11 protein-coding genes are annotated in these 14,434 nt (G+C 63.5%); 9 read left to right on the forward strand and 2 right to left on the reverse strand.

Features of this window, described 5'->3' with window-relative positions; all coding sequences use genetic code 11:
- Positions 1-69: 69 nt before the first annotated feature.
- From QN084_RS21730 to QN084_RS21740, 3 genes are read left to right on the forward strand one after another with little or no spacing between them, the layout of a single operon-like run.
- Positions 70-1,113, forward strand: a complete 1,044-nt coding sequence (locus QN084_RS21730; protein ID WP_021470382.1) for a hypothetical protein — start codon at positions 70-72, stop codon at positions 1,111-1,113.
- Positions 1,110-2,015: a hypothetical protein gene (locus QN084_RS21735; RefSeq protein WP_021470383.1), complete on the forward strand. Its 906-nt coding sequence runs from the start codon at positions 1,110-1,112 to the stop codon at positions 2,013-2,015. The genes QN084_RS21730 and QN084_RS21735 overlap by 4 nt, the downstream gene beginning before the upstream one ends.
- A 31-nt stretch (positions 2,016-2,046) precedes the next feature.
- Positions 2,047-2,613 carry a dihydrofolate reductase family protein gene (locus QN084_RS21740; RefSeq protein WP_069694386.1) on the forward strand — a complete coding sequence of 189 codons (567 nt, stop codon included), beginning with the start codon at positions 2,047-2,049 and terminating at the stop codon, positions 2,611-2,613.
- Positions 2,614-2,656: 43 nt separating this feature from the next.
- Here the strand turns inward: QN084_RS21740 and QN084_RS21745 are convergent, their stop codons facing one another.
- Positions 2,657-3,121 carry a hotdog fold thioesterase gene (locus tag QN084_RS21745; RefSeq protein WP_031215923.1) on the reverse strand — a complete coding sequence of 155 codons (465 nt, stop codon included), beginning with the start codon at positions 3,119-3,121 and terminating at the stop codon, positions 2,657-2,659.
- A 157-nt stretch (positions 3,122-3,278) separates the two neighbouring features.
- Here QN084_RS21745 and polA point away from each other — a divergent pair, with 157 nt between their 5' ends.
- The 3 genes from polA to rpsA all read left to right on the forward strand — a co-directional run bounded on the left by polA (position 3,279) and on the right by rpsA (position 8,980).
- Positions 3,279-5,915 carry a DNA polymerase I gene (polA, locus tag QN084_RS21750; protein WP_069694387.1) on the forward strand — a complete coding sequence of 879 codons (2,637 nt, stop codon included), beginning with the start codon at positions 3,279-3,281 and terminating at the stop codon, positions 5,913-5,915.
- Between the two features lie 83 nt (positions 5,916-5,998).
- Complete coding sequence (locus QN084_RS21755; RefSeq protein WP_069694388.1) at positions 5,999-7,309, forward strand: GNAT family N-acetyltransferase; 1,311 nt, start codon at positions 5,999-6,001, stop codon at positions 7,307-7,309.
- Positions 7,310-7,504: 195 nt separating this feature from the next.
- Positions 7,505-8,980, forward strand: coding sequence for a 30S ribosomal protein S1 (gene rpsA, locus QN084_RS21760; RefSeq protein ID WP_285750798.1), 1,476 nt, complete (start codon positions 7,505-7,507; stop codon positions 8,978-8,980).
- Between the two features lie 129 nt (positions 8,981-9,109).
- Here the strand turns inward: rpsA and QN084_RS21765 are convergent, their stop codons facing one another.
- Positions 9,110-9,799 (reverse strand): IMPACT family protein, encoded by a 690-nt coding sequence (locus QN084_RS21765; protein ID WP_021470389.1) that lies wholly within the window; start codon positions 9,797-9,799, stop codon positions 9,110-9,112.
- 22 nt (positions 9,800-9,821) lie between these two features.
- Here QN084_RS21765 and coaE point away from each other — a divergent pair, with 22 nt between their 5' ends.
- The 3 genes from coaE to QN084_RS21780 all read left to right on the forward strand — a co-directional run bounded on the left by coaE (position 9,822) and on the right by QN084_RS21780 (position 14,417).
- Complete coding sequence (gene coaE, locus QN084_RS21770; protein WP_069694389.1) at positions 9,822-11,033, forward strand: dephospho-CoA kinase; 1,212 nt, start codon at positions 9,822-9,824, stop codon at positions 11,031-11,033.
- 90 nt (positions 11,034-11,123) lie between these two features.
- A complete protein-coding gene (gene uvrB, locus QN084_RS21775; RefSeq protein ID WP_069694390.1) occupies positions 11,124-13,223 on the forward strand; it encodes an excinuclease ABC subunit UvrB in 2,100 nt (699 codons plus the stop codon).
- A gap of 168 nt (positions 13,224-13,391) precedes the next feature.
- Positions 13,392-14,417 (forward strand): TerC family protein, encoded by a 1,026-nt coding sequence (locus QN084_RS21780; protein WP_021470392.1) that lies wholly within the window; start codon positions 13,392-13,394, stop codon positions 14,415-14,417.
- The last annotated feature ends 17 nt before the right edge of the window (positions 14,418-14,434 follow it).

Here is a 14,434-nt window from a genome sequence, read left to right on the forward strand (position 1 = left end):
ATTCGGGAGAATAATCGGCAGTGAAATTACATCACTGCACCCTGGTGATCCGGCAGATGCGGGGCTGTCATGAAGAGCCGATCCCTAAGCCACCTCATCGGACTGGCCTTGGCGCCGGTCCTGATGCTGGGCCTTTCTGCCTGCCTTCCCCCCGGTTCCGACTTCAACAGCCCCTCACCCAACCCGGCGCCGGAACCAACCTCTGCTGCGGCAACCACCCAGCCTCCCGCCGTCGAACCTACAGCGGCGCAGCCCGCCGGCCCGGCCGGTCCCGCGGCCCCGCAAGCTGAGGCGCCGGTGGTCCGCTGGGTGCCGGTCGGACCGGTCGGACCCAATGACCCGACGGCGGGACAGCGTTACCTGCTGCTGCAGCAGTTCCAGTGCGACGCCCTGGCTGAAAGCGTCCGGCCGGACAGCGTCCAAGGGGCGGCAGACGTGACTGTCTGGCAAGCGGCAGCGGCCGTATGCCGCGCAGTGCAGAGCGGTTCCGAGCAGGATTGGCTTCAAGCGTCAGTGGCGGTCGCGGCGACTCCGCGCATCCCGCAGACGCAGTGCCTGGAGTCCACGGTTGCAGCAACATCCGCCGCAGTCATTGCGCAGCACCGGGCCAGCCCGGGCCTGCCCATCAAGGCCACCTCGCCTCCCGGCGAGGCGTGCCCGCGCCACCTTAGCGGCCTGACAGTAGTGAACGAGGACCTGACGGCGGTGCCGGGCCAACTCCGGGCCTCCGGACCACGTTCGGGCGGCACAATCGTGCGGCTGGACGGCTACTACGTCCGCGTAGGCGACATCCTCTTTGACGGAGAACCCGCCTTCCCGGAAATTGTGTCCGGTGGAGGCGACTACCAGACGATGTACCTCAGGATTCCTCCGGCCAACGGGCGGGACACCCTCCGGATTTCCATCACTGACACAGTGGATATCAGTGGAACAGTGACCTTCTACTATGAGGACACCGCGCCCTCGTCACCTCCGCCTTCCACCGGGCCAAGCCAAACGCCGTCGCCCCAGCCGGGTGGGACGCAACCGGGCGGGACACAGCCCGGCGGGACACAACCGGCCCCTTCGCCCAGTACCGCTCCCAGTGAAGCGTCACCCACGGCGTTGCCGTGAGCGGACAAACGGCGGCAGGAGCTCCGGAGGAGGACGATCGCAGCCTCGTCAACACCCGGTGGCAGCGGACCCTGGACGTTTTGTCCGTGATTGGTCCGCCCTTGACGGTGGCCACGGCACTGCTGGTCTATTTCGGCTGGGCACGTACCGACGCGCAGGCAAAGGCAATGGGCCTCGACGTCAGCCTCTTTGGCTACACCGTGCAGGATTTCATTCTTCGGAGCATCCAGTCGCTCTTCCAGCCCTTGGCATGGCTCGCGGTGATCGGCTTGCTGTGGCTGATGCTGGACCGGGCTGTTTCCCGGCTTCTGGACGCCTCAAGGCACAGGACGCTGTTGCACCGCACAGCGCTGGTGGTCTTGGTGCTGGGATTCGCGTTTGCTGCCGTGATGTGGGTGGTCGTTGTTACCCAGCCGGGCCGGACTTTGCTGTACGTGCCGTTCCTGATTGCTGCAGGCCTGATAGTCGGGGCCTGGGGCCTGAGTGTCCGACGGCGTGCAGCGGCTCCTGCCGTCCGCACACTGCGGGTCACGCCACGCGCCTTGGAACGGTCCCTCGTTTTTGTCCTTGTCACCCTCCTGCTGTTCTGGGGCACCTCCGACTACGCCCAGGCACTGGGCCGCGGCGCCGCCTTCGACTACCAGGAGCGCTCCGGGCTTTTGCCCACCGCAGTGGTCTACAGCAAAGAGCGCCTGGGCGTCACTGCACCCAACGTCCGTGAGGAGTCAGCTGGAACGGATGCGGCTCCGCTGTACCGCTATTCCGGCTTGCGGCTGCTCGTGGTCAGCGGTGGGCGGATCTTCCTGCTCAACGATCGGTGGACCCTGGCCCAAGGCCGCGTGGTGGTGCTGAGGGACGACGGGAGCGTGCGGGTGGAATACGGCAACGCAAGCGCGGACTGAATTGTCGGTGGGTTTTGGCTAGTCTGGGGCCATGTCGATCTTCCAGTACTACGTGGCGTCCACCATTGACGGCTTCATCGCTTCCCCGGATGACGATCTGGGCTGGTTGCTCCAATTCGACAAGGTGGAAGGTGTAAGCGGAAGCTATGAGTCCTTCTTCTCCGGCGTCGGGTGCATTGCGATGGGTGGGGACACCTACCGATGGCTCATGGCGCACGAGGCCGGGAAGTGGCCTTACCCGAACATCCCGTGCTGGGTTTTTACCCATCACGAATATTCCGCCCCGGCAGGCGCCGACGTGACATTCGTCCGTGGCGACGTCCGCGAATTCGCCCCGGACCTGTTGGCGGATGCCGGGGACAAGAACGTGTGGCTGGTCGGCGGCGGGGACCTGGTAGCCCAATTTGCCAACGCGGGGCTGCTGGACGAGATGATCGTCACGATCATTCCGGTGGTGCTGGGAGCGGGTAAGCGGCTGCTGCCGCTTAACGGCCCGACGGCGCCGCTGGAGTTGGTCTCATCGAAGATCCTTGGCGGGGCCGCGGCCGAACTGCACTACAGGATGCCGGAAAAGAGGATGCCGGAAAAGCGCGGCTGACGCCTTGCCGGCACTTTGCCCGCCGGCTCCGCCCGACAAGCGGTCAGTGACGGTTATCGCGGATCATGTTGGTGATCCGCGCGGTGGAGAGCCTCCGACCCTGCTCGTCAGTGATCACAATCTCGTGCGTTGCCAGCGTGCCGCCAAGGTGGATTGCCGTGCAGGTTCCTGTGACGGTTCCGGCAGCAATGGAGCGGTGATGGGTTGCGCTGAGCTCGATGCCCACTGCATGGCGGCCTGGACCTGCGTGAACGGATGCCGCGAAGGAACCCAAGGTCTCGGCGAGGACTGCGTGCGCCCCGCCATGAAGGATGCCGGCTACCTGGGTGTTGCCCTCCACCGGCATGGTGGCGACGCTGCGTTCGGCGCCCAGTTCGCTGAAGCGGATGCCCATTTTGACCACCAGTGCGCCCACGCCGCCGGCCGATAGCCACTCGTGGAATTCTTCCGGTACGCCTGCTTGCCTGAGCTCATCCACAAACTGGTTCGGCGTGAAATTGTCCATCATGCCAACTAGGCTGGCACCTGTGAGTGAAACAACCAAACCGGACCAGGTTCCAACGGCCCAAGCTTCTGCCATCGCCACGGCAGCCCCCTCTTCCGCATCCCGAGCGAACATCACGGGGGAGGAGCGGCCCAGGCTGCTGGTCCTGGATGGCCACTCCATGGCCTTCCGCGCCTTCTACGCGCTCCCTGCGGAGAACTTCTCCACCGCCCGGGGGCAGCACACCAACGCAGTCCACGGATTCACGTCCATGCTGATCAACCTCATCAAGGACCAGAAGCCCACGCACGTGGCAGTGGCGTTCGATGTCTCCGACGACACCACGTTCCGGAAGGCCGAATACAGCGAATACAAGGGTGGACGCAACGCCACACCGCCCGAATTCCAAGGCCAGATCGGCCTCATCGCCCGGGTGATGGGAGCATGGGGAATCAAGACCATAGCCCTGCCCGGCTACGAAGCCGACGACATCCTCGCAACCCTCGCCGCCCAGGCCGACACCGAGGGTTTCGAGGTGCTCCTGGTCTCCGGAGACCGGGATTCCTTCCAGTTGATCAATGACAACGTCTTCGTGCTTTATCCCAAGCAGGGAGTCAGCAACATTCCCAAACTCGATGCTGCAGCCATCGAGGAAAAGTACTTCGTCAAACCGGCTTTCTACTCTGACCTCGCCGCGCTGGTGGGCGAATCCGCGGACAACCTTCCGGGCGTGCCCGGCGTCGGCCCCAAGACGGCGGCAAAATGGATCAACCTCTACGGCGGCCTGGAGGGAATCCTCGAGAACCTCGATTCCATCGGCGGCAAGGTTGGCGGCGCCCTCAAGGAGAACGTCGAGAACGTCAAGCGCAACCGCAGGCTCAACCAGTTGCTCACGGATCTGGAACTGCCCGTATCACTGGCGGACCTCCATGAGCCGCGCCCGGACCGGCAAGCCATTGAGGAGCTGTTCGAGGAACTCGAGTTCCGCACGCTCCGCACCCGCCTTTTCGACCTCTACGGCGACGACACCGCAGGTGCAGCGCCGGACACCATCGAGGCTCCCGAATTCAACACGCTCACCGACGCGGCCGCTTTGGAAGAGTTCTTTGCGGCCGGATCGGGTGTCCGCTCCGCCCTCGCAATCCAGCAGATTCCGGGCCGCATCGGCGAGGACGCTGCTGCGGTTGCCGTAGTCCGCAACAACGGTGCCGCCTTCATCGAGCTGACCTCCTTGGACGCCGCCGCCGAATCAGTGCTTGCAACGTGGCTGCAGGACCCTGAGGAAGCCAAGGTGGTCCACGAGTTCAAAGCCGCGCTGAAAGCACTGCACAACAGGGGACTGGGACTGGAGGGAGTGGTGGATGACACCTCCATCTCCGGCTACCTCATCCAGCCGGACCGCCGCAGCTACGATCTCGCCGAGCTGGCCCAGGTCCACCTGAAGATCACCCTAGGCCCCGTGGCTGCGCCTTCCGGCCAACTGGAGCTGGACCTCGCCGGCGACCAGGCTGCCGCCGCAGCGCTGGTCCAGCATGCCGCCGTCGTGCATGCCCTCAGCAAGCACTTCGAGAAGGAACTTGCCGAGCGGAAGGCCGATGCCCTCCTGACCACGCTGGAACTTCCCGTGGCCCGCGTCCTGGCGCAGATGGAGCTCACCGGCATCTACGTCTCCATGGACCGGATGAATGAGCAGCTCGCCGATCTCACCAAGGTGATCGAGAACGCCCAGGAACAGGCCTTCGCGGCGATCGGACATGAAGTCAACCTTGGTTCGCCCAAGCAGCTGCAAACAGTCCTGTTCGAGGAACTCGGGCTGCCCAAGACCAAGAAGATCAAGTCGGGGTACACCACCGATGCCGCTTCGCTGAAGGCCCTGTTGGAGAAGACCGGGCACGAATTCCTGGTCCAGCTCATGGCGCACCGTGAATCGTCCAAGCTCGCCCAGATGGTGGAGACGCTGAAGAAGTCCGTGGCGGAGGATGGCAGGATCCACACCACCTATGCCCAGAACATCGCAGCAACGGGCCGCATCTCCTCCAACAACCCCAATCTGCAGAACATCCCTGTCCGCAGCGAAGAAGGCCGGCGCGTGCGCAGCATCTTCGTTGTCAGCGACGGCTACGAATGCCTGCTGTCCGCCGACTACTCCCAGATTGAGATGCGCATCATGGCGCATTTGTCCGGGGACGAAGCTTTGATCCAGGCGTACCGGGACGGCGAGGACCTGCACCGCTTTGTCGGTTCACGAATCTTCAACGTGGCTCCTGCGGAAGTCACGAGCGCCATGCGTTCCAAGGTCAAGGCGATGTCCTACGGGCTTGCCTACGGACTCACTTCCTTTGGCTTGTCCAAGCAACTGGAGATTTCCGTGGACGAGGCCCGGACCCTCATGAAGGACTACTTCGACCGCTTCGGCGGTGTCCGCGATTACCTGAGGGGCGTTGTGGACCAGGCCCGCGTGGACGGCTACACGGCAACCATCGAGGGTCGGCGGCGCTACCTTCCGGACCTGACAAGCACCAACCGTCAGGCCCGCGAAGCGGCCGAACGCATTGCCTTGAACTCTCCAATCCAGGGGTCGGCAGCAGACATCATCAAGCGGGCAATGCTCGGCGTGGCCGCGGAACTCGCCGGCCAGGGCCTGAAGTCGCGCATGCTGCTGCAGGTTCATGACGAGCTGGTGCTGGAAGTTGCCCCCGGCGAACGGGAAGCCGTGGAGAAGCTCGTAGCCGAGCAGATGGGCGCGGCGGCGGATCTGTCGGTTCCCCTTGATGTCCAGATCGGCATCGGTGCCAGCTGGTACGAGGCAGGCCACTAAGCACGTCCCACCAAGAGGTCCGGCCAAGGGGCGCGCCGCCGGAAGGCTGGCGCGCCCCTTCGGCTCTGGCTAGGCTCGGGTGCGTGGCTGATCCCAAGGAAGAAAAACCAGGAAAATACACCGTCCACCAATTCGCTGCCGCCACGCAGGGCAGCGCCGATTTCGACCGTAGCGCCGCATGGGTGCAGGCGGTCTCCCACGGGTTCCACCAAAACCGGCGGGACGAAGACTACATCCGGAAAACGCTGGCGGCCTACAAGGCGGACCAGCGCACCCTGACAGGCATTTACGTCAACGGCGACGTGCCCCCGCATTCCCTCGCCGCAGACGTCCCTGTCGCCACGTATGCCACCATGCGGAAGCCACTGAACATCGGCTTTGGCAGGCAACTGGAGGCAAGCCTGGTAACGGCCGTCACCGTCCGGGGAACCCACCGGCGCCAAGGCATCCTGCGCGGAATGATCACCGCGGACCTGGAAGCCGCAAAGGACGACGGCATCGCGATCGCAGCCCTGACCGCTTCCGAAGGCAGCATCTACGGACGCTTCGGTTTCGGCGTGGCCACCTACGAGCGGAACATCACGGTGGATTCCGGCGCCCGCTTCCGGCTTCGGGGCAGCATGACGGGGACGGTGGAGGTTGCTGATCCTGCTGTCCTGCTGGAGCTTGCTCCGCAAATTTTCGACCGTGTGCAGCGTGCCACGCCGGGGTCCATCGGGCGCCAGGAGTATTACCGCCTCCTGGCGTCGGGCTCCATCGGGCATGACGGCAAACCGGACACCGCTGTGCGGTGCGCCCTCCACTACGGTGCCGACGGCGCTCCTGACGGCTACGTCTCCTACCGTTTCAAGGGCTGGGACACCAAGCCCTACACCATGGAAATCGTGGATCTCGTCGCCGGCAGTGACGCGGCCTACCTTGACCTGTGGCGCTTCCTGGGGAGCATCGACCTTGTTGATGTGCTGATGTGGGCGGAAGCACCGGTCCATGATCCTTTGGCATGGGCCATGGAGGATCCCCGCTGCCTGGTGGACTCCGATGTCCGTGACATGCTGTGGCTGCGCATCCTGGACGTGCCCGCCGCGTTGTCGGCGCGGCAGTACGCAGCGGCGGACAAGCTCGTCCTGCGGGTTGCGGATGCACTCGGACATGCGCACGGTACCTGGGAGCTTGATTCCGACGGCGAACCGGCGGCAACCGTACGCAAGGTCACCGCACGTGAGGCGGACCTCGAACTGGACGTGGCCGACCTGGCTTCGATCTACCTCGGCGCCGTTTCACCTGTCACGCTGGCTGCGGCCGGCCGCGTCAAGGAACTGAGCCCCAAGGCAGCTTTCCGGGCCCAGCAGTTGTTCGCGGTTGAACGGCCGGCGCACTGCCTGACGCACTTCTAGGGGAAGCGCACACGTCCTTTTGACCCTGCTTTGCAGAATCAACTACAATAAACGGGCGTGTACTACGTGCGCGCAGCCATTTTGTAACAATCCACAAATCAGGATGACCCGGCACTTTGCCGTGTTCTGCCGTCCGGAGCCGGGCGGCAGCGGTTTGCCTGACCGACATACTATCCACAACGGAGCCCCTACTACATGACCATCACCTCCACCGAGAAGCCCGGTGCCCCCGTCGTCGCGATCAACGACATCGGCACCGCTGAGGACTTCCTCGCAGCAGTCGACGCCACCATCAAGTACTTCAACGACGGAGACCTCGTCGAAGGTACTGTCGTCAAGGTCGACCGCGACGAAGTCCTGCTCGACATCGGTTACAAGACCGAAGGTGTCATCCCTTCCCGCGAGCTTTCCATCAAGCACGACGTTGACCCCGGCGAAGTTGTCGCCGTTGGCGATCAGGTCGAAGCCCTGGTTCTCACCAAGGAAGACAAAGAAGGCCGTCTGATCCTCTCCAAGAAGCGCGCACAGTACGAGCGCGCCTGGGGCGACATCGAGAAGGTCAAGGAAGAAGACGGTGTCGTTACCGGTACCGTCATCGAGGTTGTCAAGGGTGGCCTCATCCTGGACATCGGACTGCGCGGCTTCCTGCCGGCATCCCTCGTCGAGATGCGTCGCGTCCGCGACCTCGCTCCGTACATCGGTCAGCAGATCGAAGCCAAGATCATCGAGCTGGACAAGAACCGCAACAACGTTGTTCTTTCCCGCCGTGCATGGCTCGAGCAGACCCAGTCCGAGGTCCGCTCCACGTTCCTCAACAAGCTGGAAAAGGGCCAGGTTCGTCCGGGCGTCGTTTCCTCCATCGTCAACTTCGGTGCCTTCGTGGACCTTGGCGGCGTAGACGGCCTCGTCCACGTTTCCGAGCTCTCCTGGAAGCACATCGACCACCCGTCCGAGGTTGTCGAGGTTGGCCAGGAAGTCACCGTCGAGGTCCTCGAAGTGGATCTGGACCGCGAGCGTGTCTCCCTGTCGCTCAAGGCTACGCAGGAAGATCCGTGGCAGACCTTCGCCCGCACCCACGCCCTCGGCCAGGTTGTTCCGGGTAAGGTCACCAAGCTGGTTCCGTTCGGTGCGTTCGTTCGCGTCGAAGACGGCATCGAAGGCCTCGTGCACATCTCCGAGCTGGCTGTCCGCCACGTGGAGCTCGCCGAGCAGGTTGTCTCCGTTGGCGACGAACTGTTCGTCAAGGTCATCGACATCGACCTCGAGCGTCGCCGCATCTCCCTCTCCCTCAAGCAGGCCAACGAGGGCGTTGACGCTGACAGCACCGAGTTCGATCCCGCTCTGTACGGCATGGCCGCAGAGTACGACGAAGAGGGCAACTACAAGTACCCCGAGGGCTTCGACCCCGAGTCGAACGAATGGCTCGAGGGTTACGAAGCACAGCGCGAAGCCTGGGAGCAGCAGTACGCTGACGCCCAGACCCGCTGGGAAGCACACAAGAAGCAGGTTGCACAGCACGCTGCTGACGACGCCGCTGCTGCAACGTCCGGCGAAGGCGACTCCGGCGCTACCAGCTACTCCTCGGAGCCGGCTGCTGCCGAGTCCAACGCAGGCACGCTGGCTTCCGACGAGGCCCTCGCTGCACTGCGCGAGAAGCTCACCGGCAACTAATTCGGCCCGCCCTTCGGGGTTGAGCTGAATAGCCCAAGAAGGACCCCCACCGCATTCGGTGGGGGTCCTTCTGCGTCCGGACGGTGGTGCGGCACAACGGCCGTTCCGCACCGGCGGGCAGGCAGGAACCTAGCGGGGAACGTCAACCCATTCAGTTCCCTGCGGATTCAGCACCGAGGCACCCGCCGTCAAGGCCGCAACCCGGTCCTGGGCTTCTTCCAGTACGGCGGGCTCGTCAGGCAGGGCAACCCTGAGTACGGCCTGCCGGGCTTCGTACAGCGTTTCCGCCATGACGAAGCCCCCGCTGCGAAGTTCGTTTTCCAGTCGTCCGGCGTCCGCGTGCGGCACGCCGATGTCACAGAGGCGCAGGCGTTTCCGTTCCACCAAGGGAGCAAGGTCCAGGGCTTTGGAAACCGATTCGGAATAGGCCCTGACCAAGCCGCCCGCTCCCAGCAGGATTCCACCGAAATAACGCACGACGACGGCACTGACGTCGCTCAGGTCGGTGACCCCGTCCGCCGTCTCGCGCTTGATGAGCGCCTCAAGCATGGGAATTCCGGCCGTGCCGGAGGGCTCACCGTCATCGGACGACCGTTGGATCATACGGTCCGGGCCGATGACGAAGGCGGAGCAATGGTGCCGGGCATCGTGGAATTCCCGGCGGAGATCGGCCACCAGGGACCGGGCAGTGTCCTCATCCGGCGAACGGCGGAGCACCGTAATGAAACGGGAGCGGCGGATCTCGAGTTCGTGGCGGAAATCGGACCCGGCCGGCAGGGTTGTGTAGCTGGTTGCTCGGCTGTCGTCCTGGGTTTCCACCGCTTCAGTCTAGTGTGGAGGGGTGCTGAAGATCGGGTTGACGGGCGGTATCGCCTCAGGGAAGTCGTTGGTGGCGTCGCGGTTGCGCGAATTGGGAGCAGTACTCATCGACGCCGATGTCCTCGCGCGGCAAGTGGTGGAACCCGGCACGCCCGGCCTGGCCCAGGTGGCCGACGCCTTCGGTCCGGACGTGATCCGGAGCGACGGCACCCTTGACCGCCCCGCGCTGGGCGCGATTGTGTTCCAGGACCCGTCCAGGCGGGAGGTGCTCAACGGCATCATCCACCCCTTGGTCCGTGCCGCCGCAGCCGAGATGCTGGCCGGCGTGACCCAGGGGGGCATCGTGGTGCAGGACATCCCCCTGCTTGTTGAGACCCGGCAGGGGAGTGCCTTCCACCTGGTCGTCGTGGTGGACGCGCCGGAGGACCTCAGGGTGCAGCGCATGGTCGATGACCGGGCGATGACGCCCGCGGACGCCCGCTCCCGGATGGCTGCGCAGGCCGGCCGTGATGATCGGCTGGCGGCTGCCGACGTCGTCCTTGACAACGCCGGCAGCCGGGAAGAGCTGCTCACCAAAGTCGATTCCCTCTGGAACGAACGGCTCGTGCCCTTCGCCGCCCATCTCACCCAGGGGACACGTGCGCCCCGCACTGCCGGACCGGTTATTGCAGCGCCGCAGTCCGACTGGAGCGCGGCTGCGGACCGCCTTATCGGCCGCATCAAGGCAGCGGTACTGGATGCCCTTGCCGTCGACCACGTTGGATCCACCGCCATACCCGGGCTGCCTGCGAAGGACGTCATTGACCTGCAACTTGCGGTGAAGGATCTGCAGACGGCAGACCGCATCGCACCGCTCCTTGCCGCCGTCGGATTTCCGGCCGTTCCCGGCGTCACAGGGGATACCCCCAAACCGTCCCATCCCGACCCCGCCGGCTGGCAAAAGCGGTTCCACGCGAATGCCGACCCCGGACGGCCGGTCAACCTCCACGTCCGGGTCGCCGGCTCACCGGGGTGGCGCTACGCGCTCATGTTCCGTGACTGGCTCAGGGCGGATCCCGAGGGGCGCGCCCTCTATGAAGCCCACAAACTCAAGCTCGCTAACGAGTACGCCGGGGATTCAGGCACGGACGGGTACGCGGAAGCGAAGGAACCTTGGTTCACTGACGTAGCCTGGCCCCTGATGGAGGAGTGGGCCGCCCGGACGGGCTGGCTTCCGGAGCCGTATTCCCACTAGCCTGCGAAGAGTGCAATGTGACGGTTCTCCCTTGGCTGAAGATGCCTATTCCGGACAGCAGGTGTCCGCAGGCGGGGGTAGATTGAATTCATGAGCCTTGCCCAGGAAATCAACCGCGTCGTCGCACCGTTTGAAGTAGTCAGTGAGTATAAGCCTGCCGGCGATCAACCGGCGGCGATTGCCGAGCTTACGGAGCGCATCAACAACGGCGAAAAGGATGTTGTCCTCCTGGGGGCCACCGGTACAGGCAAGAGCGCCACCACTGCCTGGCTCATCGAGAAGGTACAGCGACCCACGCTGGTCCTTGTCCAGAACAAGACGCTGGCAGCACAGTTGGCCAACGAGTTCCGTGAGCTCCTGCCCAACAACGCGGTGGAGTACTTCGTTTCCTACTACGACTACTACCAGCCGGAGGCCTACGTAGCGCAGACGGATACCTTCATCGAAAAGGACTCCTCCATTAACGAGGAAGTTGAAAGGCTCCGCCACTCGGCCACCAACGCGCTGCTGACCCGCAGGGACGTGATTGTGGTTGCCACGGTTTCCTGCATCTACGGTCTGGGAACTCCCGAGGAATACATTGCGGGCATGGTCACGCTGCGCAAGGGCGCTGAGATGAACCGCGACCACCTCCTCCGCAAGTTCGTCTCGATGCAGTACACACGGAACGACATGGACTTCCACCGCGGGACCTTCCGGGTCCGCGGCGACACCGTGGAGATCATTCCCATGTACGAGGAACTGGCGCTGCGGATCGAATTCTTCGGCGACGAGATCGAGAACATCCAGACCCTCCACCCGCTCACCGGTGAGGTTATTCGCGACGAGGAGGAAATGTATGTCTTCCCTGCCTCGCACTACGTTGCCGGTCCCGAACGGATGTCCCGGGCCATCAAGAGGATCGAAGACGAACTCGCCGACCGCCTGAAGGTCCTTGAAAGCCAAAACAAGCTTGTTGAGGCCCAGAGGCTGCGGATGCGGACCACCTACGACCTCGAAATGATGCAGCAGATGGGCTTCTGCAACGGCATCGAAAACTATTCCGCGCATATTGATGGGCGTGAACCGGGCACGGCTCCGCACTGCTTGCTGGACTACTTCCCGGATGACTTCCTGCTGGTGGTTGATGAGTCCCACGTGACCATCCCCCAGATCGGTGCCATGTACGAGGGCGACATGTCCCGTAAGCGCAACCTGGTGGACTTCGGTTTCCGTTTGCCTTCGGCCATGGACAACCGGCCGCTGAAGTGGGACGAGTTCCTCGAACGCATCGGCCAGACCGTCTACTTGTCAGCAACGCCGGGTAAGTACGAGCTCGGCAAGGCGGACGGGTACGTCCAGCAGATCATCCGGCCTACGGGCCTGGTGGACCCCGAGGTGGTGGTCAAACCGACCAAGGGCCAGATTGACGATCTCCTGGACGAGATCAGGATTCGAACCGCCAAGGACGAGCGCGTCCTGGTGACCACGCTCACCAAGAGGATGGCCGAGGACCTGACGGACTACCTCATGGGCCACGGCGTCAAAGTGGAGTACCTGCACTCGGACGTCGATACCCTGCGCCGCGTGGAACTGCTGCGCGAGCTGAGGATGGGTGTCTTCGATGTCCTGGTGGGCATCAACCTCCTCCGCGAAGGCCTGGACCTGCCGGAAGTGTCGTTGGTGAGCATCCTCGATGCGGACAAGGAAGGCTTCCTGCGGTCCTCCACCTCCCTGATCCAGACCATCGGCCGTGCGGCGCGTAACGTCTCAGGCCAGGTGCACATGTACGCGGACAAGATCACTGATTCGATGGCACAGGCCATCGATGAGACAAACCGCCGCAGGGCCATCCAGGTGAAGTACAACAAGGATCACGGCGTCGATCCCCAGCCGCTCCGCAAGAGGATCGCGGATATCACCGACCAGCTGGCCAAGGAAGACGCCGACACCCAGGAGCTGCTGAACAACAACAGGCTCGCTAAGGGCGGCAAGCGGGGCAAATCCTCGACGAAGGCTGCCGACACCGTCCGCCAGGACGGTCTTGCGGCAGCGCCTGCCGAAGACCTGGTGGGGCTGATCGAACAGCTCACGGAACAAATGCACGGTGCCGCTGCTGAGCTTCAGTTCGAAGTCGCAGCCCGGATCCGGGACGAAGTCAAGGAGTTGAAGCGCGAGTTACGCCAGATGCAGTCGGCCGGCCACGCCTAGGGTAAAGTTGGCTCAACGTAGGGGAGTATCCCAAGCGCTACGTCCGTCAACACGCAAGGCACAGATGCCTCGCCGGGCCTAGCGGGCCGCCACATCGCGCCTTGGAGCGCATCGGCAGGCCGGAGAGACTTACACCATTTTCCCGTACCCTGCGAAAGGCCTTCTTTAATGGAGCTCCCTGTCTGGTTCGAGGTCGGCTCGTTCGTCGCCCTCGGAATCATCTTGGCCATAGACCTGCTTTTGGTGGTCAAGCGTCCCCACGAACCGTCCATGAAGGAAGCCGGCCTGTGGGTCGCCTTCTATGTGGCTTTGGCTTTGGTCTTTGCCGGTGCCATGTTCTACTTCACCGGCCCCGAATACGGCGGCCAGTTCGTCGCAGGTTGGGTCACTGAGTACAGTCTCAGCATCGACAACCTCTTCGTGTTCATCATCATCATGGCCAGGTTCTCCGTACCCAGGAAGTACCAGCAGGAAGTACTGATGGTGGGCATCATCATCGCGCTTGTCCTGCGGGGTATCTTCATTGCCCTGGGCGCCGTGGTCATCGAACAGTTCAGCTGGGTCTTCTACATCTTTGGCGCATTCCTTCTCTGGACGGCCTGGAAGCAAGCGACGGATTCCGGCGAGGATGAAGAGGACGTCGAGAACCCGCTGATTGCCCGCCTCCGCAAGGTCCTGCCGATGTCCGAGAAGTTCGACGGCGGCAAGCTCCGGACCACCGTGGACGGCAAGAAGGTCTTCACGCCCATGCTGATCGTGTTCATCACGATCGGCATGACGGACCTGCTGTTTGCCGTTGATTCAATTCCGGCAATCTTCGGCCTGACGCAGAGCGCCTTCATCGTGTTTACCGCCAACATCTTCGCCCTGATGGGCCTGCGCCAGCTGTACTTCCTGCTCGGCGGCCTGATGACCCGCCTGGTCTACCTGAAGCACGCTTTGTCTGTGATTCTCGCTTTCATCGGCGTCAAGCTTGTCCTGCACGCCATGCACGTTAACGAGCTTCCCTTCATCAACGGCGGCCGGCACATCGAGTGGGCTCCGGAGATTCCGACCTTCGTTTCCCTGGCAGTGATCGTCGGAACCATCGTCGTCGCCGTCGTCGCCAGCCTGCTCAGCCCGGCGGCACGGCGGGCAAAGATCGACGCCCGGTTGGAAGAGGATGCAAAGAAGTCCATGAGCCAAGCCGACTAGGCATGGCTTGGCTGTAG

Origin of the sequence: Paenarthrobacter sp. R1, from assembly GCF_030264015.1 — a bacterium.
In the GTDB taxonomy this organism is placed as follows: domain Bacteria; phylum Actinomycetota; class Actinomycetes; order Actinomycetales; family Micrococcaceae; genus Arthrobacter; species Arthrobacter ureafaciens.

Excerpts from the sequence above, each read along its gene's own strand:
- QN084_RS21780 (WP_021470392.1), top strand. The coding sequence starts at position 13,392 with ATGGAGCTCCCTGTCTGGTTCGAGGTCGGCTCGTTCGTCGCCCTCGGA.
- uvrB (WP_069694390.1), top strand. The coding sequence starts at position 11,124 with ATGAGCCTTGCCCAGGAAATCAACCGCGTCGTCGCACCGTTTGAAGTA.
- QN084_RS21745 (WP_031215923.1), bottom strand. The coding sequence starts at position 3,121 with ATGATGGACAATTTCACGCCGAACCAGTTTGTGGATGAGCTCAGGCAA.
- polA (WP_069694387.1), top strand. The coding sequence starts at position 3,279 with ATGGCCTTCCGCGCCTTCTACGCGCTCCCTGCGGAGAACTTCTCCACC.
- QN084_RS21740 (WP_069694386.1), top strand. The coding sequence starts at position 2,047 with ATGTCGATCTTCCAGTACTACGTGGCGTCCACCATTGACGGCTTCATC.
- QN084_RS21730 (WP_021470382.1), top strand. The coding sequence starts at position 70 with ATGAAGAGCCGATCCCTAAGCCACCTCATCGGACTGGCCTTGGCGCCG.
- rpsA (WP_285750798.1), top strand. The coding sequence starts at position 7,505 with ATGACCATCACCTCCACCGAGAAGCCCGGTGCCCCCGTCGTCGCGATC.